Source organism: Vibrio aerogenes, assembly GCF_024346755.1.
Classification (GTDB): domain Bacteria; phylum Pseudomonadota; class Gammaproteobacteria; order Enterobacterales; family Vibrionaceae; genus Vibrio; species Vibrio aerogenes.
The window spans coordinates 1,862,659-1,886,556 of record NZ_AP024861.1; the positions used below are offsets into that span (position 1 = coordinate 1,862,659).

The following is a 23,898-nucleotide window of genomic DNA, read 5'->3' on the forward strand; positions in this document are numbered from 1 at the left end:
TATCATAATCAAAAGATGACACAAATGCCGAAACAAAGTTGTAACACAATCTTTCTGTAAGAGTATATACGCATCCGGACTTAAGTTATATAAAAAACAGTGAGTAAAACCACAAGAGGCATTCATATCACATGAATGCCTCTTGTGGTTTTATGTACAAATGATCCAAAGGTGAATTTAGTGATGCAGTATTTGAGAAAGGAAATCTTGTGTCCGGTCTGATTGCGGATTACCAAAGAATTCTTCAGGATTATTTTCTTCAATAATTTCACCGGCATCCATAAATATCACCCGGTCAGCGACTTCTTTGGCGAATCCCATTTCATGGGTCACACAAAGCATCGTCATCCCTTCATCTGCCAGTTCTACCATGACATCCAGAACTTCCCGGACCATTTCCGGATCCAGTGCTGAGGTTGGCTCATCAAACAACATGATCTGAGGACTCATGCACAGGGAGCGTGCAATAGCAACCCGCTGCTGCTGTCCGCCGGATAGCTGGCCCGGATATTTATTGGCCTGATTCGGTATTTTGACCCGCTCCAGATACTTCATTGCCTGAGCTTCTGCTTCTTCTTTGGACATTTTTTTGACCCAAACCGGCGCCAGTGTACAGTTTTCCAGAACTGTCAGGTGAGGGAACAGGTTAAAGTGCTGAAAGCACATACCGACATCCCGGCGGACGGCTTCAATATCTTTTAAATCTTCTGTCAAAGCATGTCCGTTGACGATAATATCACCTTTCTGATGTTCCTCAAGCCGGTTAATACAGCGAATCATGGTTGATTTTCCAGAGCCGGATGGGCCACATATCACGATCTTTTCACCGCGTGTTACATCAAGGTTGATGTTTTTCAGGACGTGGAACTCTCCGTACCACTTGTTCATATCTTTAATCTGAATCATTAATTCTTTGTCTGAGTTCTGCTGCTTCATTTGTCATCCTTAAAACTAAATTCCTGTCTTTCCGGCTCTATCTTTTGTGCCCGGTATGTAATTTATTTTCCAGCCAGATGGAGTATCTGGACATACCAAAACAGAACACCCAGAAAACTAAAGCAACAAATGCATAGCTTTCAGTAGAAAAGCCTAACCAGGCCGGATCTGTATTCGCTGCCTGACCAATACCAAGTACATCAAACATACCGATAATGAGAACCAGACTTGTATCTTTAAATAAATCAATAAATGTATTCACTATCGAAGGAATCGTAATCTTTAATGCCTGAGGCATGATGATTAATCCGATTTTCTTCGGATAATTTAACCCTAATGCATCTGCTGCTTCATATTGCCCTTTAGGAATCGCCTGAAGGCCACCACGAATTACTTCTGCCATATAGGCTGCACTAAAGAGTGTGACACCAATCAAAGCTCTGATCAGCTTGTCAGTTTCTGAACCCTCAGCCATAAAAAGTGGCAGCATCACTGAAGCCATGAACAGGACGGTAATCAGAGGGACGCCACGCCACATCTCAATATAGACTGTACTCAGGCTCCGAATCACTGGCATGTGAGAACGACGACCTAAAGCAAGTAAAACACCGATGGGTAAGGAAGCGACAATCCCAACCAATGCAAGTACCAGAGTGACCAGTAATCCGCCCCATTTATAGGTTTCTACAACCGGTAATCCAAACATACTGCCATGTAACAGGCCTGCCATCAGTACCGGATAAAGGGTAATCGTAAACAGGCAAATCCAGCCACGTTTCGGTGTTTTATTCCAGGCCAGTAATCCGATAAGGATCGCCAGTGTTGCGTAGAAAAACTCAGGACGCCACAGCTCTGCTTCAGGATAAAAACCGAACATGAACTGATTAAACCGGACATAGACAAGAACCCAACACGCACCACCTGTTGTACATGCATTGCGGTCTTCTCCAATCCAGTCTGCCTGCAAAATGGCCCAGTCAATCACATGATACAGCCCTTTGATTGCAAAATAGGCAATAACCAGTGTTAATACGGAGTTAACTGCACTGTTAAATAAGTTTTTTTTCATCCAGCCGACGAGGCCGGTTGTATTGCCTGGTGGTGGCAGATCGGGCTGAAATTGATGAACTTTCATATTATCTCTCCACGAGCGCAACTTTACTGTTATACATATTCATCAGGAACGAGGTCGTGAGACTCAAAGTCAAGTAAACGGCCATGGTCATTGAGATGACTTCGATCGCCTGTCCCGTCTGATTGAGTGTGGTTCCGGCAAAAATGTTAAACAAATCCGGATAGCCGATAGCCACTGCAAGTGATGAGTTTTTAGTCAGGTTCAGATACTGGCTGGTCAGGGGCGGAATAATGATGCGCATTGCCTGGGGTATCACGACCAGCTTTAACGTTTTACTGCGCGGTAATCCCAGAGACATGGCAGCTTCACTTTGACCATGGCTGACAGCATTGATGCCTGAACGCACAATTTCTGCAATAAAGGCTGCGGTATATACACTCAGCGCAATCAAAAGAGCAACAAATTCCGGAATGATCTCGATCCCGCCCTGAAAGTTGAATCGTTTCAAAACAGGGTAGTCTGCAGAGATAGGTTTACCCGTCAAAAAGAACACGATTAACGGTAATCCGACAATAAACAAGGTACTGATAAGAAAGACAGGTGTTTGCTGTCCTGTAAGTTTTTGTTTTTCGTTTGCACGGATTTTTATACAAATTGCAGCAATCACGCCAAACAGAAGACCGATGAATATCCATCCGCTACCAGGTTCAAAAACTGGTTTGGGAATAAACAGGCCACTGATATTCAGATAGACTGATTCTCCGAGAGACAGGCTCTGTCGTTTGCCCGGCAAAGCGCCCAAAACAGAAAAGTACCAGAAGAGAATTTGCAGCAGCAGTGGTACATTCCGGAAAATTTCAATGTAAACTGCAGCGAAGCGGCTAACGAGCCAGTTGGTGGATAAACGGGCAATTCCCAAAATAAAGCCAAGAATTGTCGCGAAAAATATACCGATGACAGAAACCAGAATAGTATTCATCAGACCAACAACAAAGGTCCGGCCATATGTATCCGTTTCTGTATAATCGATAAGCGAGAGCCCAATACCGAACCCTGCGGGCTGATCCAGAAAATCAAATCCGGTTGTAATGCCCCGTGAATTCAGGTTTGTTAATGCATTGTTAACGATAGTGTAGACAAAGAATGTTAATGCAAGTACTGCAATAATCTGAAATACAACCGACCGGAATGTTGGACTATAAAATAAATGCGCCAATCCCCTGGATTGACTATTCTCGGGGTGTTTCATACCTCAAAAGACCTCAGAAATCCATTTTTCAGATAAGGGCGGAATTGTTTCCGCCCATAGGTTTTATGTGATTAACGGATTGGTGGAGCGTACATGAAGCCGCCTTCATTCCATAAGGCATTCACACCGCGGGAGATTTTCAGTGGTGAGCCAGAACCGACTGAACTTTCAAATACTTCACCATAGTTACCCACTTGCTTGATGATTTGATAACCCCAGTCATCGCGAATCCCTAAACCGGAACCTTTTGGTCCGTCAAGACCAAGGATACGCTTGATATTTGGATCGGATGACTTTTTCATCTTATCCACATTTTTTGATGTAATACCATATTCTTCGGCATTCACCAGTGCAAATAATGTCCACTTCGCTACATTGAACCATTTGTCATCATCCTGACGGACGACAGGACCTAAAGGCTCTTTTGAAATAATGTCTGGCAGAACAGTTGCTGATGATGGCTTCTTCAGGTTGACACGTAATGCATATAATTGAGACTGGTCAGAAGTCAGAACATCACAACGTCCGGCATCAAATCCTTTTGCGGTTTGGGCTGATGTATCGAATACAACGGGTTTGTAACTCATGCCTTGTTTGCGGAAATAGTCAGCAAGGTTGAGTTCAGTAGTCGTACCTGACTGAATACAAACGGATGCACCATCAAGCTCTTTGGCAGTCTTGACACCAAGGTCTTTTTTCACCATAAAACCCTGGCCATCATAGTAGGTGACACCCACAAAATTCAGACCCAACGCTGTATCCCGTTGCAATGTCCATGTCGTATTGCGCGACAGAACATCAATTTCACCGGACTGAAGGGCGGTGAAACGCTCTTTTGCAGTCAGAGGAACAAATTTAACTTTATTTTTGTCTCCCAGTACGGCTGCTGCCAGAGCATGACAATATTCAACGTCAATCCCTTCCCAGTGGCCTTTGGCATTTGGGTTAGAGAAGCCGGGGAGACCTGTACTGACCCCACAAGTTACAAATCCCTGAGAGAGCACTTTATCCAGAGTGCTTTCTGCTGCTGAAGCGGAATTTGCCATCAAAGCTGTTGATGCTGCAACGATTGACGTAAGTAATTTTAATTTGTTCGCCATGAGTATCCTTCCTGTCTGTTCCATAGACACCAGTTGATTCTGATGCAAAAATTCAATTTTCGATGATTTCCCGTAATGGCTGGTTTTGTTATTCGTACGAAAGGTTGCACCGTAAAGTGGCAACACCATCATCACCATCAGTGAGTTCGTGAATGACTGTTTATTGATTACCTGATAAGTAATTACAGTTTAATCATTAACCCGACATTGGTTAGCATGGCGAATTGTTATTTAAATGTAAATAGTGCAACCAATAACCATAATAGTGCAACAGTATCTATGTGTTTTGTAATTTAACTTTTTTGAAATTTTAATCTGATATTTGTATTTTATTTAAAATAATAATCCACCTTTCGAATTTATTTTGACGAATCATTTTTAAGATATGCTGTTTCAGTAAATTCTCTGCACTGTTTTTGTTAGTATAGGTCATTGGCGATGTAAATATAGAGTTAATGGTGTAATGCAATATTTTCCAATTTTTTTAGATTTGAAAGATAAAGCTGTTTTGGTGGTTGGCGGAGGGGAAGTGGCCAGCCGGAAAGTAGAAGCTTTAATCAAAGTGAATGCGCAGGTAACTCTGGTTTCTCCGGAAATTGTGCCTTTTCTCCATGATCTGGTTGAAAAAGGACAGATCCGGTGGCTGCAACAGCCTTATCAAAGCCAGTTAATCAGCGAACAGTATATTCAGGTCTGGGCAACGACGGATAATACCAGCCTGAATCATCAGATTCATGCAGATGCAAAAAAAGCAGGGATTCTGGTGAATGTGGTCGATGATCAGCCTTATTGTGACTTTATCACGCCTTCGATGATGGTTCGGGGAAAAATTCAAATTGCGATATCCAGCGGTGGCGCTTCCCCTGTGTTAATCCGTAATTTACGCGAGTCTGTCGAATCGGTCTTACCTCAAAACCTTTCATTGCTTGCCGAATTTGGTGGTCAGAAACGTGAACAGATCAAGTCTGACATCTCTGGTATTGACGGCAGGCGGGCTTTCTGGGAACGTTTTTTTGATGACAAGCAAGTCATGGATGCGTCGGACTTATCACAGCTGGAATTGCGGTATCAACAATTACTCTCAGAACCGGAGTTGCCGGTCAATGAAGTCATCTGGGTGATATATGATGAGGATGTTGAGTTGCTTCCGGTCAAAGCACTCAGGTTTATGCAAAAAGCAGATTTGGTGTTGCATCCTGAGCAAATTCAACCTGAGTGTCTTGAATTATGCAGGCGGGATGCAGGACGTTCTGTTTACACCGATGCGCAGACATTAGCACAGGAACTGAAAAAAGAGAGGAAACAGAATCGATATATTTGTGTATTTGTGCACGAGCAGCATGCCGGACTTCTGACTGGACTGCCTGAGGCAGGCGATCGCTATTTTGGTCCGGGGGCGTTCAAAAATTATTGAGCTTTTATGCTGATTTCGATAGCGGCTATGGTCTGCGGGCAGAAGCCGCTATGCTTTTAACTAACAAAGAAATCAATGAATAACAAAGGAACCAATGAAGTAAAAATTAATCTCTGAAGTTGTTGAACTGAAATGGCTGCTCAAAATCAGCAGACTTTATCCATGCGATCACCTGCTGGAGATCATCTCTTTTTTTGCCGGTGACCCGGATTTTTTCTCCCTGAATTGATGCCTGAACTTTGAGCTTCTGATCCTTAATGGATTTCACCAGTTTTTTTGCAGTCAGAGAGTCGATCCCTTGCTTAAATTCCACATCCTTGTACCAGTTTTTACCAGAGTGGATGGCATCTTTTATTTCCATTGCATTGGCATCTACACCCCGTTTAGCAAGGTTACCACGCAAAATATCCATCATTTGATTCAGCTGAAAGTCATCTTCAGCTGATAGTTTTGCTGTGCTCTCTTTCAGATCAAACGTTGCTTCAACATTACGGAAATCAAAACGGGTTGCAAGCTCCCGGTTGGAATTATCAATGGCGTTACGAAGTTCAACTGAGTCAATTTCTGAGACAATGTCAAAAGATGGCATGAGAATGCTCCTGTCGGTTAACAATTTTTTTCAGGCAGAACCACAACTGCCTGAAGTGTTGATTGACACTATTATGCAGATTTTGACTTATAGATCGATAAATCCTGGTCCTTTGCTTGTATTTATCAGGTTCAATCGGTATGTTCGACAACAGTCTGTGTTTATTAATCATTATATGGAGTCATAATGAGCATTGAGCATCCTCAAAATGCCAGTGAATATCCAATAGCCTTTGGTAATGTGCTGCCTGCTGCTTCTCAGCATCAATCCGGTCCTTTTCCTCATCTTTATGTATCGTTGTCAGACTTAGTCGCAGAGGCGATTTTTTATCATCCCGGTATTGAGGCTCATCTCTCAGAGCTGGATGAAACAGAGAAAAAGTCTCTTGAGAGTATTTTGGATGGAAAAACGGTCGGTGAGCACTTTGTGTCCGTATTGGCTGAACAAATTACAACAATGATTGATTCTGCCGGTTATAAAACGATTCGGATTTGTCTGAGTGATGCCGATAGCCATGAATACCGATCATTAATCGGTGGGCGTTTTGAACCTGAAGAAGTCAATCCGGCAATGGGATGTCGTGGTGTTTCCCGTTTAGTTGCAAAACATCAGGCGCAACATTTTTCTTATGAGTGTGAAGTGATCCGGCGATTGCGTCAACAGGGCATTCCGGTTGAGATTGTTGTTCCGTTTGTCCGGACGCTCAGTGATGCTGCCGCAATGATTGATCGCCTGGCGGAACATGGGCTGCCAAGAGGTTTGAATGGCCTGAAGGTGCTGTATTCATGTGATGTACCTTCCGCAGCATTGTTGTCAGAGCGCCTGCTTCACTATTTTGATGGCGTTGTTGTTCATGTTGATCATCTGACACAGTTTACTTTAGGTGTCGACAAATACAATGAGGCGCTGTCTCACCTGTGTAAACCTGAGAGTGAGTCGGTCACTTCTCTGATTGATATGGTGGTTAAATCAGCGCACCGGGTGAAAAAAAATGCGGTTGTCGTGATTCAGTCATTTGAATTACATCCAGAGTTTCAGTCATATGCAAAAGAAAAATTGCAGGCTGATGTTCTTTACACCTACTAAGTGTCAGCCTCGATCTGTCCTCAGAAAAAATGATGAGCAGGCATTATGAATGCCTGCTAATTTTTCAGTTCTTCTTCCAGTTCAATGGGTTCTATTGCCACGATTTTGCTGCGGTTTAAAACAATTTTCCACCGGTAGTAAGTGGGCTGACCAACAAAGTTATTTTCTTTGACAATCAGATTAATCAAATGCCTTTTTTCTACTTTTTCTTTGCTGACCTGCCCATTCGACAGGCGATATATCCGGTTGGTGTTTTTATCAAACAGACGGGTGATTTCTCTGAAATCGATAAGTATTGTCTCTTTGGTTTCTTCATAGCCACTCATAAATCTGGATGTGGACATTTGGGTTTCTGACTGATAGCGCAGGATTTGTTCTTCCCGCTGAACAATTCTTTTTTTGCGGATTTTTTGAATCCTGTCCGGAATCGATGACAAGGGTTGATAATCGAGCCATTCCAGTTTTTGCCCGATAATTTTGCCGGTATTTGGATCCTGATAGCGGCGTTTCCATTTTGGTTTGCCTTTCCGGAGCCATCGCCATAGCATGCTTTTTAAATCATCTTTAAAAATTTCCCTGAGTGCGTAAATAAAGGACATCGCGATTAAAAATGACACTGTAATTTCTCCCCAAAAATTTCGGGCTGAGATAACAGTAAAAGTGACGAACAGCATAATAAAACCGGTAGCAGTGCCTTTGACGACCCGCTTTACATTATTTCCCAGAGATATCACATTTTCTTTTAATATCACCGGATGCTCGATAAGTCGCCGTAACAGGCGCATTTTGTTACTGAGACGGGTGATGTCTTCATCTGCTTTAGCTGAATTGTAGTGATTCAGAGCCCGGTGGGCCTGTTCCTTTTCGGCTAAGGTGATCAGCCGGTTTTTAATGGTTTTATAGTCCTGATCCCGGTTCAGGTGAGCAACCAGAGCGAGAAACTTTTGTTCAGTGTACCAGGACAGGTAATTATCGATGTTCGCATAATAGCGCTTTAATGTTTCTTCGTAAGGGATGGTCCGGCGAAGTCTGCGCAAAATGTCCAAAGACAGTTTTATCACATGATCGATTTCTTCCGATGTGACAGTGTCACCATGGTTGGACAGGTCACTGACCGCTTTATCCAGTGCAATCACATATTGATAAGCATATAAACTCAAACTAACCCGGTATTGCTTGGAAGATAACCGGCCACGTTGTGCAAGCCGGCTGTGAATCAGGGGAAGCAGTATTTTATCACTGTAGTAAGCCCGTTTCTGGCTGATACAGTTATAAAAGAAATCTGTCTCAGAAATGACATCTTTATTCAGATTGATCTCGCCCGGAATAAACAGGTAGATGTCTAAATGAGATGATTTACTGTTCGACATCGCATGAGAAACTTTCAGAGTAATGGCATCATGTTTGTCAACAAGAATCAAAACATCTCTCCGGTTTTTTATTGCATTCAGAAGAAGAAAGCATATCAGAGATCACGTATAATCTCTGCAAATTTGATGTGAGACGATGATTGAATGATTCGAATTGGACAAGTGAACCAACTGCCCGTAACCAAAGAAACTGACTTCGGTGTATTTCTTGATGCTGAAGACTATGGTTCCGTTATGCTACCGGCTAAGTTTGTGAATCAGCCGCCTGTTATGGGTGAGCCGATGGATGTTTTTCTGTTTTTTGATTCTGACAACCAGCTGGCTGCAACGACAGAAGTACCGGTTGCTCAGGTTGGTGAATGGGGAATGATGAAAGTTGTTGGTATCAACAAAACCGGTGCATTTGTTGACTGGGGAATTCGGGAGAAAGACCTTCTGATTCCATTCAGTGAGCAAAGAGGGCGTTTGAGTGCGGGGCAATCTATTTTAGTTTATGTCTACACTGATAAAGCCTCGGGCAGGATTGTCGGGACAACTAAATTCAATAAATGGCTGGATAAAACACCAGCAACTTATACCCGGAATCAAAAAGTTGATTTATTGATTGCAGAGCGTTCCCAGTTTGGATTTAAAGCGATAGTAAACGGTGAACACTGGGGCATGTTGTTTCAGTCAGATGTGTTTGGACGCCTGTTTGTCGGTAAACGGGTGAAAGGGTATATCAAGCAAATCCGGGAAGATGGAAAAATTGATGTGTCTCTGCAAAAAATCGGTGTGGCAAAACTGGATGAATTGAGTGAAAAAATTCTGGATTTACTGCGTAAGAAAGATGGCTTTCTGCCATTGTGTGATAAATCATCCCCCGAAGAAATCTTCAGTGTGTTCAGAACCAGTAAAGGTACCTTTAAAAAGACGATTGGACAATTATACAAGAAAGGTTATATTACCATTGAATCAGGAGGTATTCGCCTGACATCTGATCAGGCGTAATCGCTATTTAAAAATATTTTAAATCTCATTTTGTAAATATTTTTAAAATTGACTTGTGAAATTGTAAAACTTAAAAGGAACCCGATACAGGATCGGGTTTTATATCATAGATTTAAAATAAATTACCATCACGGACTAATTCACGCGGGAGACCGTTTTTCAGCCGGTTTCCAACCCATTTACCTAAGCCTATCGTGATGTTCTGATAGCGTATCAGTACATCACCTTTTGATGGTGAAACCTCTTCAGGGCGGATATCCTTGCCCATGAACCACTCACGAGCCTGCTCCAGTGAAAGTTCGACAAATGCCTGCTCATGGCCGGTTGTTAACGAAGTAACAACCTGATGCTGCCAGCGATAACCTTTTTTGTGTGACTCTGCGACTTTAATGCCCATCCTGGAAAATTTAAATTCCCCGATAAATGATGTCAGCACATCAGGGAAAAGCCATATTTCCCTGTCCCGCAGCCATAGCTGAGAACCTGAAGGAAACTCTATATCCAGAGAATCTTTGAGTGCCCGGCTGATTTCTGATGTTTGCGTTGCAGTTGCTTTGGTAAAAGGAAATTTACCCAGCCTCTTTTTGACAACACCGGAAGGAACGGCACTATTTTTACGAATTCTGGCAACAAAAAAACCCTCACAATCGTAAATCTGTGGGAAAATATGCAAAAAACCTTCTTCAGTGATGGCTTCTTTTGCTGCCGGGAAAAGGGATTCAAGTGATTCAAAAGTGACGGCGTCACCATAGGTGTTTTTCAAATGTTGACAAACATGCTGATTCTCTTCCCGGCTTAAAGTGCAGGTTGAATACACCATCACACCACCAGGTTTGAGTGCCTGAAATGCACTTTCGATTAAGGCTTTTTGAGTGATAGTAATGGCTGCAATCGACTCCTGACTCCAGTTTTTCATTGCGTCAGGATCTTTGCGGACTGTTCCTTCGCCGGAACATGGTGCATCAATTAATACAGCATCAAAGGATTCGGGCAGCCAGTTACCAAAGACCCGCCCATCGAAGGTTGTGAGCGCTGAATTTCTGACCCCGCAACGTTCAATATTTGAATAGAGTGCTTTTGTCCGGCTTGCTGAAAATTCATTGGCAACAACCAGACCTTCATTATTCATCAGCGCTGCAATTTGAGTTGTTTTAGAGCCGGGAGCTGCTGCCATATCCAGTACGGTGTCAAAAGTTTTATCCTGCTGGTGGAATAGTGCAGTGACTGGCATCATGGAGCTGGCTTCCTGAATATAAAAAAGCCCTGACATATGTTCAAGCGTATTTCCCAGAGGTGTCCGGCTGTCTTGTGTATCAATCCAGAACCCGCAGTTGCACCATGGTACAGGCTCTAATTTCCAGCCGAGATTTTCTGCTCTGTTACAAAAATCATGAACAGATATTTTCAGCGTGTTTACCCGAATGCTTTTTCGCAACGGGCGCTGGCAGGCAGAGACAAAATCATCCATGTGAAGGGATGAGGGAAGAATCTGTTCTATTACCCGGAGAAATTCTGCCGGGAGATAAACGTTATGGTGCAAAACTATGTTCTCAATCGTGAATGGGACAGAAATTATATAGGAATCACAAAAAAAAAGAATGGGGCAGATGCCGGATGATGACTGATTAACATTGCGGTCCGGAGAAAAGGAACCAATCATACTTGTGACTGTCACAACGTAGACCGATGTTGAGAGTATCTCTGTGTCTGTTTCCTGAGCTTTGTGTATAAAAATTAATTTTCTCTTGTTTTATTTAAGTTAAAAAGTTATTACTGTTTCATTGACATATATTGAAATGTATCAGCTACATTTAGTTTTTATGAGGTTTTTCTGAACAGGTATGGAAGACAAACAGTACCTTCTTTTAACGAAGCAAGCGATAGGGTTAATCGAAAACGAGCCTGATGTTATTGCAAATCTGGCAAATTTGTCAGCTTTGATATCCATGAATATTGAGCGATTGAACTGGGTTGGATTTTATTTTTTAAAAGATAATGAATTAGTGCTGGGACCTTTTCAGGGTAAACCAGCTTGCGTGCGTATCCCTGTTGGGCGGGGTGTGTGTGGTACTGCAATTGCAACATCCCGTACATTGCGTGTTGAGGATGTTCATGCGTTTGAAGGGCATATTGCCTGTGACTGTGAAAGCCGTTCTGAATTAGTGATTCCTTTTTATCTGAATGGAAAACCAGCTGGCGTTCTGGACCTGGATAGTCCGGTAAAAGGGCGTTTTTCTGAATCTGATGAACTTGGCTTCACGCATTTGATCAGAGAAACAGAAAAGCTGCTTAATTCACAGTCTAACGTATGATTATTTGATATCTGAATATGGTTTTTCCTATTCAGAACACTATAATACCCGGACATTAAATATCTTCATGTATTGCGGAAAAAACCGTTTTAACCAGGAACCCACATGGATAACACCGAAAAGTTAAAAAACAGCAAAGAAGTGATTGCGTATATTGCTGAATGTTTCCCGAAATGCTTTACTTTGGAAGGTGAAGCTAAGCCATTGAAAATTGGCATATTTAAAGACCTTGCAGATCGTTTGAGTGATGACCCGAAAGTAAGTAAAACACTGCTTCGTGCTGCGTTAAGACAGTACACGTCTTCATGGCGATATTTGCACGGTGTTAAACCGGGTGTTGAGCGTGTTGACCTGGATGGAAACCCATGTGGGGAGTTAGAGCAGGAACATATTGATCATGCGCAGACGACACTGGCTGAAAGTAAAGCCAGAGCTCAGGCTATCCGAAAAGAGAAAGAAAAAGCAAACCCTAATAGTAAGAGCAATAAGTCTGATAAACCAAAAGCAAAAAAAGCTGGGTTTAAACCTAAAAATGCCAGACGTGTTCAAGAAAAGAAAGTTCAGACCCGGGCTTTGAATGCTGATGAGTTGACAACTGGACGGCAGGTAAAGGTTAATATGGGTAAAGGCAACATGGTTGCGACCATTGTTGAAATTAATAAGGAAGATGTGCGCGTGCAACTCGCGAATGGCCTGCAAATGGTCGTAAAAGCGGAGCACTTGTGTGCATAAAGGAGAAATCCCTACGCATGAAATGCCGTTTTAAATTGACATTAATGGCTGCCGGTTTATTACTGGCAGTTTCTTCATCTCAAGCTGCAGATGCTGGTTCTGTTACTGAAAAAGACATTCCGGTTCTTGTTCCTGAAGCCCAGCATTCGATAGCGACCAAACGTATAACTCACCGCTTTACGCGTAATCACTATAAGCACATCATTCTGAATGATGACTTCTCCCGGAAAATTTTTGATCGATATCTGAGTTTACTCGACTATAACCGCAATATCTTTACTCAGAAAGATATTGATGGGTTTAAAACATGGTCTGAAGAACTGGATGATCAGCTGAAAGCTGGCAATGATCAAATTGCATTCGATGTTTATAATTTATCGGTAAAAAAACGATATGAAAGATATCGTTATGCGCTTTCATTGCTCGATAAAGAGATAAAGTTCGATAAAGATGAGTTTATTGAACTGGATCGGTCAAAAGAACCCTGGGCCAAAGATCAGAAAGAGTTGGATGAGTTATGGCGTAAACGGGTCAAAAGTGATGCATTGAACCTGAAGATGACGGGCAAAAGCTGGCCTGAAATTAAAGAGAAATTAAGCCATCGCTATAATAACGCAATTAAGCGTATGATTCAGACCCATAGTGAAGATGTATTCCAGCTGTATATGAATGCATTTGCCCGTCAGATTGACCCGCATACCAGCTATTTGTCACCACGAAGCGCGGAACAATTTCAGTCTGAGATGAATTTATCACTGGAAGGCATTGGTGCTGTGCTTCAGTTGACGGATGATTATACAGTGATTCGCTCTCTTGTTTCTGGTGGTCCGGCTGATAAAAGCCACAAACTGTCAGAAGGTGATCGTATCATTGGTGTTGGTCAGGAAGATGGCGAAATTGTTGATGTCATTGGCTGGCGTTTGGATGATGTTGTTCAGTTGATCAAAGGACCCAAGGGGACGACGGTAAAACTTCAGATTCTGCCGGAAGGTAAGAACGCAAAAAGTCACGTTGTCACAATTGTCCGGGATAAAATTCGTCTTGAAGATCGGGCTGTTAAATCGAAAGTGATTGAGCATAACGGTCATAAAATCGGAGTGCTGGAAGTACCAAGTTTTTATGTCGGTTTGTCGAAAGATACTGACAAGCTGCTGGCTGACTTCAAAAAACAACATGTTGGCGGTGTCATTGTTGATTTACGCAATAACGGTGGCGGTGCATTGACAGAAGCAACAGCATTAACCGGATTGTTTATTGATAAAGGGCCGGTTGTTCAGGTGCGTGATAGCTATGGCCGTATCAATGTCAATACGGATACGGATGGAAAGAGCAGTTATGATGGACCACTGACAGTACTGATCAATCGTTATAGTGCTTCTGCTTCTGAAATCTTTGCTGCGGCTATGCAGGATTACAGACGGGCTGTCATTTTAGGTGAAAACTCGTTCGGAAAAGGAACCGTACAACAGCATCGTTCCCTGAATAATATTTATGACTTATTTGATAAGCCACTGGGTTATGTTCAGTACACGATTCAGAAGTTTTACCGGATTAATGGCGGGAGTACGCAAAATAAAGGTGTTGTGCCTGATATTGCTTTCCCGACTCCGGTTATTCCAAGTGAAACCGGTGAAAGTGTTGAGGATAACGCACTGCCATGGGATAGCATTAAAAAAGCGGATTACCATCAGTTGCATCACTATAAAAAGTTGATTGCTCAACTGGAGGCGCGCCATAAAAAACGTATTCAGAGTGATATGGAATTCAAATTCATTCAGGAAGATATCGTCAGATATAAGAAAGAGAAGGATGATAATCAACTTTCTTTAAATGAAGCTGTCAGAGAAAAAGAAAGTGAAGCAGCTGATGTAAGGGAGCTGAAACGGGTGAATTTGCGGCGTGAAGCTGACCATAAAAAACCTTATAAAGCATTTGAGGATATACCTAAAGATTATGTAGCGCCAGATGCTTATCTTGATGAGGCGGTTGCAATCACTGCTGATATGATTCTTGTTTCTAAGTGATTTATTTTTAAGTAACATTAATCATTTTCATCTTCAGGCGGACAGGTAACACTGTCCGCTTTTTTATGACCATTCCATTTCGCTTTCTTGTCAGTGGTGCCTATGCTTAAAGAAAAGCAGGGGATGTTGTCATGAATATAGGGAAATATTTTATTCTTCTCTGCCTCGTTTTTTCGGGTCAGGTAACGGGAATTCAGAAAGATAAGCAAGATTTAACTCAGTTTGATTTCCCTTTTTTAATTGGTGACTGGCATTTGGTAAACACATTATCCGGGTCCGGAAACGATGCAGAAGATTATCTGTCAATACGGCTGCAGCTGAAGTCGAGCTATATGTTCGCCGTTCAAATTCATAAAAAAGACAGCTCGGTTGAGTATTGGGAGGGGGATTATACAGCAGATGGAAATACATTAACTCTCGGAGCTAAAACATTAACGCCTCAGGTTTATTCATACTCTGCAACACACAATCAATTGATGCTGAACGGCGTTATTTTTTATAAAGCGCTTTCCCGTGCTTTGGTTGGTGTTTGGGAAAGTCATCAGATTTCCGGATATGAAAGAACGGATACAGGAGTTGAACAATTACAGCTTATCCTGCAACCTGACTTTATTTTTTCAATCAGAGTACAGAATGATCGGGGGAAAGAAGTTGTTCATCAAGGCGTTTATTATACCGAAAGTGACCATCTGGTTTTTCTGTTTGAAGATGGCGAACATGACGCAAAATTTGAGCTTGAGGCGAATCAAATGGTTCTGAACCTGGAAGATGGAGCCATTCTTGCGACGTTAAAACGTATCTACTGAGCAAAAAAATTTTCACCAGGAAGAAATCTTATATAGACCTTTCATATCAATTGAGTATTTCCGGCAAATCATCTAGAGTAGTTCTGGTTGTATATTCAAGTCTGGATGAGTCATCCATTCATTTTCTGAGACTTCACATCATCCGGAACTGTTCTGAGGAGAGGGAATCTCTCTGGTTTTGTTTCAAATATATTATAAAGAGCTAAGGATTTTATATGGCATCTGAGCTTCAAGCTAAATATCGTAAAGATTATCAATCGCCTTCTCATACCATCACAGATATTGATTTAACCTTTTATCTTCATGAAGAAAAAACACGGGTGGTTGCGATATCTCAGGTTCGTCAGCTGGACAGTACAAACCAATTAGTGCTGGATGGAGAAAACCTGGAGCTGGCGAGTTTACATATTAATGATCAGGCATGGACAGCGTTCAAAGTGACTGATACCGGGCTCGAACTTTCAGCTTTGCCAGATGGAGAATTTGAGCTTCGGGTCGAAACTATGATTAATCCGTCAACAAATACTGCTCTGGAAGGTTTATATATTTCAGGTCAGGCTTATTGTACCCAGTGTGAAGCTGAAGGGTTCAGACGGATCACTTACTACATGGACCGGCCCGATGTTCTGGCTCGTTATACAACCACGATTGTGGCTGACCGGGAAAAATATCCTTATCTGTTGAGTAACGGTAACAAAATCGAAGAAGGTGTAACGGAAGATGGAGAGTCATGGGTTCGCTGGCAGGATCCACATCCAAAACCCGCCTATCTTTTTGCGCTGGTCGCCGGTGACTTTGACATGATACAAGAACAATATAAAACGAAGTCAGGCCGTATGGTTACTTTGGAAGTTTTTGTTGATAAAGGAAACCGGGACAGAGCAACACATGCAATGCTTTCTCTGATCAATGCAATGCAATGGGATGAAGAGCGTTTTGGTCTGGAATACGATCTTGATGTTTATATGGTTGTTGCCGTCGACTTCTTTAATATGGGCGCGATGGAAAATAAAGGATTGAATATTTTCAATTCGAAGTTTGTTCTGGCGAACGATCAAACGGCAACTGATTATGATTATCAGGCGATTGAATCAATTATTGGCCATGAATATTTTCATAACTGGACGGGGAACCGGGTGACATGCCGCGACTGGTTTCAGTTGAGTTTGAAAGAAGGGTTGACGGTTTTTCGTGATCAGGAATTTTCATCTGATTTAGGCTCTCGTTCAGTGAAACGGATACAGAGTGTCAGATTGATTCGCGGACCTCAGTTTGCTGAAGATGCTTCACCAATGTCACATCCAATTCGTCCGGAAAAAGTGATTGAAATGAATAATTTCTATACTTTGACTGTGTATGAAAAAGGCAGTGAAGTGATTCGTATGATCCATACTTTACTGGGCGAGACTAATTTCCAGAAAGGGATGCAGCTTTACTTTGAGCGACATGACGGAACAGCTGCAACTTGTGAAGATTTTGTCTCTGCGATGGAAGATGCATCCGGCATTGACCTGAAACAATTCCGTTTATGGTATAGCCAGTCGGGAACGCCGGTTTTGACCGTTTCGGGTGAATATTCAGAAGCAGACAAGCAGTTTGCTTTGCATGTCAGCCAGCATACATCGTCGACAGTCGATCAGGAAGAAAAGCAGGCTTTGCATATTCCGCTTAAGATGTCACTTTATGACTCCGAGGGCAATCGTATTGAGTTACGTTGTAACGGTGAAAAAGTTTCTGATATTTTGAATGTGACTGAGTCAGAACAAACCTTTATTTTTGAAAATGTTTTTGAAAAACCTGTGCCTTCATTACTGGAAGAGTTTTCTGCACCGGTTAAGCTCTTTTATGATTATAGCGATGAAGAGTTAATTTTCCTGATGGTGCATGCCAAAAATGATTTTGCCCGTTGGGATGCTGGGCAGATGTTACTGGGTAAGTATATTCGCCAAAATGTCGAAAAAGTCCGGGATAATCAGGAGACGACAATCTCTGAAGGCGTGATTCAGGCATTTAAAGATCTGTTGCTGGATAAGAGTGCTGATCCTGCATTTATCGCTGAGATGTTTGCATTACCTAATTTTAATGAAGTTTCTGAATGGTTTGACGAAGTCGATGTTGACAGTATTACGACAGTTCTTAAATCAATGAAAGTTGAACTTGCAACAGCATTAAAACCAGAACTTCTTTCTGTATACCATCAGCTGAAACAATCTGATTACACAATTGACCATGAATCGATTGGGCAGCGAGCTCTGAGAAATATGTGTCTCTCTTATCTTGCATTTACAGATCAAGGCAACGAACTGGTACAAAATCAGTACCAGCAAGCGTTGAGTATGACAGATGTCATCGCTGCAATGACTGCTGCGAATCTCGCAGGACTGAGTTGTCGTGAATCATTGATGCAAGATTATAGCAAACAGTGGAAACATGATGGGTTAGTGATGGATAAATGGTTTGTTTTACAAGGGCAAAACCCTTCAGAAAATGCACTTTCAATGATTTATGATTCGATGGAACATGAAGCATTCACGATGAAAAACCCTAATCGTATCAGAAGCCTGATCGGTGCATTTTTGAATTATAATCCTAAACGATTCCATGATAAGTCTGGCTCCGGATATCAGTTTGCAGGAAAAATTTTGCAGCAACTGAATACGATTAATCCTCAGGTTGCTTCCCGCATGGTTGATCCATTACTGAAGTTTAAACGCTACGACAAAGACAGACAGGCTTTGATGAAAAAAGAGCTTGAAGCACTTTTGAATATGGATAATCTTGCAAAAGATTTATATGAAAAAGTAACCAAAGCTTTGGATATTTAATGTAGTTTTACAGGAGATAGAACAAAGGGAGTGAAATGAGAAGACAAACAGTTCTGTGGTCACGCTTTTTTCACTGCCTTTTTAAGATTTATGCAGTATTACTATTTTTCTTTAAATATTTCCTATCATGACTACCTTTCCTATTACTCAGGTCAGGCAGCTTCGGTTCTGGTGGTGACTGATAATGGTCTGAAACTTCAGTTACCGGCCATTCGCTTCCGTCCTTTTCTGACTCAACTTGGTTTAAAAGGACGATATCGTTTAACAACGGATAAAAATCATAAGTTTGTCAGCCTGGAATCTATAAGATAACAGCGGAATATTGACCGGTTTTTTCTGTTGACATCCCCGTTTAGTACAATAGATTTTCTATTTGATTCTGCAAACAATTCTGTCTCTCATTTTCAATGAATAGTTGTGGATTAGTCCCGGTAAATTACTTCATAATTTAATCAATTCATGTTTTTCAAACTATGCTTTACATGAATTGATAACAAAAAAAATTACAATTAAATATGGAGTTTGCTATGGGATCGAATGATACATTGCAACCAGTTTTGGTAGAGAAAGTCTTCGAATTAATTCAAAAAAAACTGGAATCAGACCAATATGTGATAGTGAAACAATTAGCTCAACATCTTTTCAGAAATGTATCTATAAATGACCTGGCAAGTCGCACTGAATCTGATTTATATGGTGCAGTGATCAGTTTATGGCATCACCTGAATGAAGTGAAGCCGACTGCTCAGTCAGTCAGAGTGTTTAATCCGATTGTCAGCAAACATGGCTGGCAGTCTACGCATACGATTGTCGAGATAGTTGTCCCGGATACTCCTTTTCTTGTCGATTCAATAAAAATGGTATTGACCCGGCTTGATTTGGCAAGTCACCTGATGTTACATGGTCCGGCTCAGATAACCCGAAGCAAAAATAATACGATTTCGAGTATTAATCAGGGGAAGGGTTCATTGCATTCAATGTTTCATATTGAAGTTGACCGATTGAATGATAAAGAAAAAATTAAAACTTTACGTGAAGAACTGACTAAAGTACTGAACGATACTTCATTAGTTGTAAATGACTGGAAACCGATGGTCGAACGACTCAATGATGTAATTCAGCAACTTGAAAGCCAGCAGCAAACCATCCCGGTTCCTCAGGAGCATTTTGCGGAGTCAATTAAATATCTGCGCTGGCTGGCTGATCATAACTTCACTTTTATGGGATACAAAGAATATGATCTGACTGAAGCGGATGAAGGACTTGAACTCAGGCCAACAAAGGAGCCGGGTTTAGGTTTATTTTCTGAACCCAGCAGAGTGAGAAGTGTCAGGCTATCTGAATTTTCAGATTCTGCGCGGCTTGAAGCAACCAAACCATTTATGCTGATTCTGACGAAGGGTAATACCCAGTCCAGAATTCACAGGCCAGCTTACACTGATTATGTCGGTATCAAAAAGTTTGATAAGAACGGGAATGTGATTGGTGAACATCGTTTCACTGGTTTGTATACATCTGCAGTCTATAATCAAACGATCGAATCTATTCCATTAGTCCGGGAAAAAACAGGCCGGATCCTTTCTGCAAGTGGTTATTTGATTGGATCACACGCCTATAAAGCACTGCATAATATTCTTGAAAATTATCCGCGGGATGAACTCTTGCAAGCAACGGAAGAACAGTTGCTTGAAGTCGGAACCGGGGTTGTTCAGATGCAGGACCGTGATCTGTTACGGTTGTTTGTCCGCAAAGATCCGTTTGGCCGTTTCTTCAGTTGTATGGTTTATGTTTCAAAAGAACGTCATACCACGGCCCTCAGACGCAGGACTCAGGAAATATTAGCTGAATATTTCATGTCAGGTCAGGATGTGGAGTATACAGTTTATTTTTCAGAGAGTCCGCTGGCCAGAACTCATTATATTGTGCGGGTCGACAACAATAATATGGACGTTGATGTGAAGACAATAGAGCAAAACCTGATGGAAGCATCAACAAGCTGGGATGATCGTTTATCAGAAGCGATCGTCTCAAACTGGGGAGAAAGTATCGGATTACCTTTAGCGAAAGATTATCTGCTGGCGTTTCCCCGTTCATATAAAGAAGCCATGATGTCCAGTACTGCTGTTTCGGATATTGAACGGCTTGAATCTTTGAGTGAAACCAACAAATTGGGGATGCTGTTTTATCGTCCGCAGGAAGAAGCAACGGATTCTAAGGTTGTAAAACTGAAGTTATATCACCGGGATGAGCCGATTCATCTGTCTGATGTCATGCCTATGCTGGAAAAACTTGGGTTGCGTGTAAACAGAGAATCTCCATATGAAGTCAGGAAAAAAAGTGGCCAGGTTTACTGGATTCTTGATTTCTCTATGTTACACCGCAGTGACGCCGGGATTGATATCCGCGAAGCCCGGGATCGTTTTCAACAAGCTTTTGCTTCAATCTGGAATGGTAGTCTTGAGAATGATGGATTCAACCGGCTGGTGCTTGAAGCGTCCCTGACCGGGAGGGAAGTTTCAATTTTGCGTGCATACGCAAGATACATGCGTCAGGTTGGTTTTCCTTTCAGTCAGAATTATATTGAAGAGACGCTAAATCATTACCCCAGGCTGGCGGCAAAACTTGTTGATCTGTTTGTGAGTCGTTTTGATCCTCAGTTGAAAAAGCGGGATCAGATATTTGAAAAGTTGATCAACAATATTTCAGAACAACTTGAAGAGGCTGAAAGTCTCGATGACGATCGGATCATTCGTCGTTACATGGAAATGATCCAGGCGACGCTCCGGACCAATTACTTCAAAACTGATGACGAAGGAAATCATAAACCTTGTTTGTCATTCAAACTCGATCCACAACAGATCCCGGATATTCCAGCGCCCGTACCGGCTTATGAAATATTTGTGTATTCACCAGATATCGAAGGTGTGCATTTACGTGGTGGCAAAGTAGCACGTGGCGGATTGCGCTGGTCAGACAGACAAGAGGATTTCAGGACTGAAATATTAGGTTTGGTCAAAGCACAGCAGGTCAAAAATACAGTGATTGTTCCTGTTGGCGCAAAGGGTGGTTTTGTCTGTAAGAAACAACCATTGATGAGCCAGCGGGATGAAATCTTTGCGGAAGGTCAGCGTTGTTACCGGCAGTTCATCCGTGGATTGCTTGATCTGACAGACAATATTATTGATGGTGATGTTGTGCCGCCGGAAAATGTGGTGCGCCATGATCCTGATGATCCATATCTGGTTGTCGCTGCCGATAAGGGAACTGCGACTTTTTCTGACCTGGCGAACTCAGTTTCAGAAGAGTACGGATTCTGGCTGGGTGATGCGTTTGCTTCTGGTGGTTCGAATGGATATGACCATAAGGCAATGGGGATTACCGCAAAGGGTGCGTGGGAATCTGTGAAACGTCACTTCCGGGAATTGGGTGTTGATTGCCAGCGCTCAGAGTTCACGGTTGTTGCTATTGGTGATATGGCTGGCGATGTATTTGGTAACGGTATGCTGTTGTCAAAACATACTCGTTTGTTAGCTGCTTTCAACCATATGCATATATTTTTAGATCCGGATCCGGATACCGGGAAAAGCTGGCAAGAGCGTGAGCGTTTATTCGCTTTACCAAGGTCTTCATGGGAAGATTATGACTCAGCTTTGATTTCCAAAGGCGGTGGTGTTTTTTCAAGAAAGTCTAAATCTGTTTCTTTGTCACCTGAAGTCAGATCCATACTCAACACAGACAAAAAGTCTTTACCACCGAATGAAGTCATTCGTTTAATTTTGAAAATGGAAGTTGACCTGCTGTGGAATGGTGGCATCGGAACTTATGTCAAATCATCATCTGAGTCTGATTCAGATGTTGGTGACAGAGCAAATGATGCAGTCAGAATTAATGGCACTGAGTTATCTGCCAAGATTGTCGGAGAAGGTGGTAACCTCGGCATGACGCAGTTGGGACGGATCGAATATGCCTTGAAAGGAGGCCGGGTTAATACTGACTTCGTTGATAATGTAGGGGGGGTTGATTGCTCAGATAATGAAGTCAATATTAAAATTTTCTTAAATTCATTAGTGACAAATGGTGATCTCACCATGAAGAAGCGAAATGAATTGCTGCAATCGATGCAGGATGAAGTCGGGGAGATTGTATTATCCGATGCTTATCAGCAGTCTGAATCACTTTCTGTTTCTGAAACAGCCGGGGTGACGACGGTTAAAGAGCTGATTCGTTTTATTCATTCACTTGAAAAGAGCAATATACTTGACAGGGCACTCGAAAATCTTCCCGATGATGAGACGCTTCTCGAACGCGAAAAGCAGGGGGTTGGTTTGACCCGTCCGGAACTCTCTGTATTGGTTGCGTATGGAAAAATGGTCCTTAAAGAACAACTGGCAACAGATCGTATTACGGATGATGTGTATCATGCGGCACATTTGATTGAATATTTCCCTTCAGAGTTACGCCGTAACTACTCAGATTTGTTACCGGGTCACCCTCTGAGACAGGAACTGATCGCGACGGCACTGGCTAATCAGATGGTCAATGAAATGGGATGCAATTTTGTTTCCCGTCTTCAGGAAGAAACAGGGGCCGGGGTTGTTGAAATTACCAATGCTTATTGTGCAGCACGTGATATATATAACTTTGATGATGTTTTGCAAAAGATAAGACTTGCGGATAATCAGGCATCAACACTGGTTCAGTATGAAATGATTAGTTTTGTTCGACGGATGTTGAGACGTTTGTCCCGTTGGCTGTTGCGAAATCATATGGGGAAAAAGTCGGTTGAAGAACTGGTTTCATTATATAAAGCTGATGTGACTCAAGTAACAGAAAATTTGAACGATGTTCTGATTGGCAGAGAGATCAGTGATCATGATGCAATTGCTATCCGGTGGATCGATCAGGGGATTGATGAGAATACAGCACATTATGTTTCCCGATTATCCAGCCTGAATTCAGCATTGGATATCAGTGTTGTTGCCCGTGAAAAAGGGATCACGGTTCTTCAGGCAGCTAAACTTTATTTCCACTTGGGCGTGCGTTTATCGCTGCACTGGTTCCTTGAACAGATCAACCATCAGGCCGTTGAAAACAATTGGCAGGCGCTGGCAAAAGCTGCTTACCGGGAAGATTTAGACTGGCAACAAAGACAGTTAACTTCTCAGGTACTGAGTTGTCAGTGTGCGGATGAAAGTTTTGATGAGCTCACACGTTTGGATGACTGGATCGAAGCGAATGAACAAGCGTTGCTTCGCTGGGAGAACATTTTAAATGAATTTAAAGTTGGTTCTGCCCATGAGTTTGCAAAATTCTCCGTTGCTTTAAGAGAATTAGCCCTATTAAATTTGAATTGTTCGTCAAATGAGTAATAATAAGGCCCCATTTAATGG

The 23,898-nt window shown here is 42.1% G+C and carries 17 protein-coding genes; 10 read left to right on the forward strand and 7 right to left on the reverse strand.

Annotated elements, in window-relative coordinates; all coding sequences use genetic code 11:
• Positions 1-177: 177 nt before the first annotated feature.
• From OCV29_RS08295 to OCV29_RS08310, 4 genes are all read right to left on the reverse strand, one after another.
• A complete protein-coding gene (locus tag OCV29_RS08295) occupies positions 178-936 on the reverse strand; it encodes an amino acid ABC transporter ATP-binding protein (RefSeq protein ID WP_073605951.1) in 759 nt (252 codons plus the stop codon).
• Between the two features lie 37 nt (positions 937-973).
• A complete protein-coding gene (locus tag OCV29_RS08300) occupies positions 974-2,071 on the reverse strand; it encodes an amino acid ABC transporter permease (RefSeq protein ID WP_073605952.1) in 1,098 nt (365 codons plus the stop codon).
• A 1-nt stretch (position 2,072) separates the two neighbouring features.
• The gene (locus OCV29_RS08305; protein ID WP_073605953.1) at positions 2,073-3,260 is read right to left on the reverse strand and encodes an amino acid ABC transporter permease; all 1,188 of its coding nucleotides are present in this window, start codon (positions 3,258-3,260) and stop codon (positions 2,073-2,075) included.
• Positions 3,261-3,331: 71 nt separating this feature from the next.
• Entirely contained in the window at positions 3,332-4,360 is a 1,029-nt protein-coding gene (locus OCV29_RS08310) for an amino acid ABC transporter substrate-binding protein (protein ID WP_073605991.1), read from the reverse strand.
• Between the two features lie 463 nt (positions 4,361-4,823).
• Between OCV29_RS08310 and OCV29_RS08315 the strand changes: the two genes are divergently transcribed.
• Positions 4,824-5,774: a precorrin-2 dehydrogenase/sirohydrochlorin ferrochelatase family protein gene (locus tag OCV29_RS08315; RefSeq protein WP_073605954.1), complete on the forward strand. Its 951-nt coding sequence runs from the start codon at positions 4,824-4,826 to the stop codon at positions 5,772-5,774.
• Between the two features lie 106 nt (positions 5,775-5,880).
• On the opposite strand, the gene OCV29_RS08320 is transcribed toward OCV29_RS08315, so the two are convergent.
• On the reverse strand, positions 5,881-6,363 hold the full coding sequence (locus tag OCV29_RS08320) for a YajQ family cyclic di-GMP-binding protein (RefSeq protein ID WP_073605955.1): 483 nt from the start codon (positions 6,361-6,363) through the stop codon (positions 5,881-5,883).
• Positions 6,364-6,549: 186 nt separating this feature from the next.
• On the opposite strand from OCV29_RS08320, the gene OCV29_RS08325 reads away from it, so the two are divergent.
• A complete protein-coding gene (locus tag OCV29_RS08325; RefSeq protein ID WP_073605957.1) occupies positions 6,550-7,449 on the forward strand; it encodes a putative PEP-binding protein in 900 nt (299 codons plus the stop codon).
• A 56-nt stretch (positions 7,450-7,505) separates the two neighbouring features.
• On the opposite strand, the gene OCV29_RS08330 is transcribed toward OCV29_RS08325, so the two are convergent.
• Positions 7,506-8,819 carry a hypothetical protein gene (locus OCV29_RS08330; protein ID WP_370737234.1) on the reverse strand — a complete coding sequence of 438 codons (1,314 nt, stop codon included), beginning with the start codon at positions 8,817-8,819 and terminating at the stop codon, positions 7,506-7,508.
• Positions 8,820-8,963: 144 nt separating this feature from the next.
• Here OCV29_RS08330 and OCV29_RS08335 point away from each other — a divergent pair, with 144 nt between their 5' ends.
• The gene (locus OCV29_RS08335) at positions 8,964-9,809 is read left to right on the forward strand and encodes a CvfB family protein (protein ID WP_073605959.1); all 846 of its coding nucleotides are present in this window, start codon (positions 8,964-8,966) and stop codon (positions 9,807-9,809) included.
• 112 nt (positions 9,810-9,921) lie between these two features.
• On the opposite strand, the gene rsmF is transcribed toward OCV29_RS08335, so the two are convergent.
• Positions 9,922-11,349, reverse strand: a complete 1,428-nt coding sequence (gene rsmF / locus OCV29_RS08340; protein WP_073605992.1) for a 16S rRNA (cytosine(1407)-C(5))-methyltransferase RsmF — start codon at positions 11,347-11,349, stop codon at positions 9,922-9,924.
• Between the two features lie 301 nt (positions 11,350-11,650).
• Here rsmF and OCV29_RS08345 point away from each other — a divergent pair, with 301 nt between their 5' ends.
• The 7 genes from OCV29_RS08345 (at position 11,651) to OCV29_RS08375 (ending at position 23,877) form a co-directional block, all read left to right on the forward strand.
• Positions 11,651-12,121 carry a GAF domain-containing protein gene (locus OCV29_RS08345; RefSeq protein WP_073605960.1) on the forward strand — a complete coding sequence of 157 codons (471 nt, stop codon included), beginning with the start codon at positions 11,651-11,653 and terminating at the stop codon, positions 12,119-12,121.
• Positions 12,122-12,226: 105 nt separating this feature from the next.
• Positions 12,227-12,853, forward strand: a complete 627-nt coding sequence (proQ, locus tag OCV29_RS08350) for an RNA chaperone ProQ (RefSeq protein WP_073605961.1) — start codon at positions 12,227-12,229, stop codon at positions 12,851-12,853.
• Positions 12,854-12,870: 17 nt separating this feature from the next.
• Positions 12,871-14,877, forward strand: a complete 2,007-nt coding sequence (gene prc, locus OCV29_RS08355; protein ID WP_073605962.1) for a carboxy terminal-processing peptidase — start codon at positions 12,871-12,873, stop codon at positions 14,875-14,877.
• Positions 14,878-15,008: 131 nt separating this feature from the next.
• Positions 15,009-15,683: a hypothetical protein gene (locus tag OCV29_RS08360; protein WP_073605963.1), complete on the forward strand. Its 675-nt coding sequence runs from the start codon at positions 15,009-15,011 to the stop codon at positions 15,681-15,683.
• A gap of 215 nt (positions 15,684-15,898) precedes the next feature.
• On the forward strand, positions 15,899-18,508 hold the full coding sequence (gene pepN / locus OCV29_RS08365) for an aminopeptidase N (RefSeq protein WP_073605964.1): 2,610 nt from the start codon (positions 15,899-15,901) through the stop codon (positions 18,506-18,508).
• 90 nt (positions 18,509-18,598) lie between these two features.
• The gene (locus tag OCV29_RS08370) at positions 18,599-18,820 is read left to right on the forward strand and encodes a DUF2835 domain-containing protein (protein WP_073605965.1); all 222 of its coding nucleotides are present in this window, start codon (positions 18,599-18,601) and stop codon (positions 18,818-18,820) included.
• Positions 18,821-19,035: 215 nt separating this feature from the next.
• Positions 19,036-23,877 carry an NAD-glutamate dehydrogenase gene (locus OCV29_RS08375; RefSeq protein ID WP_261887385.1) on the forward strand — a complete coding sequence of 1,614 codons (4,842 nt, stop codon included), beginning with the start codon at positions 19,036-19,038 and terminating at the stop codon, positions 23,875-23,877.
• The last annotated feature ends 21 nt before the right edge of the window (positions 23,878-23,898 follow it).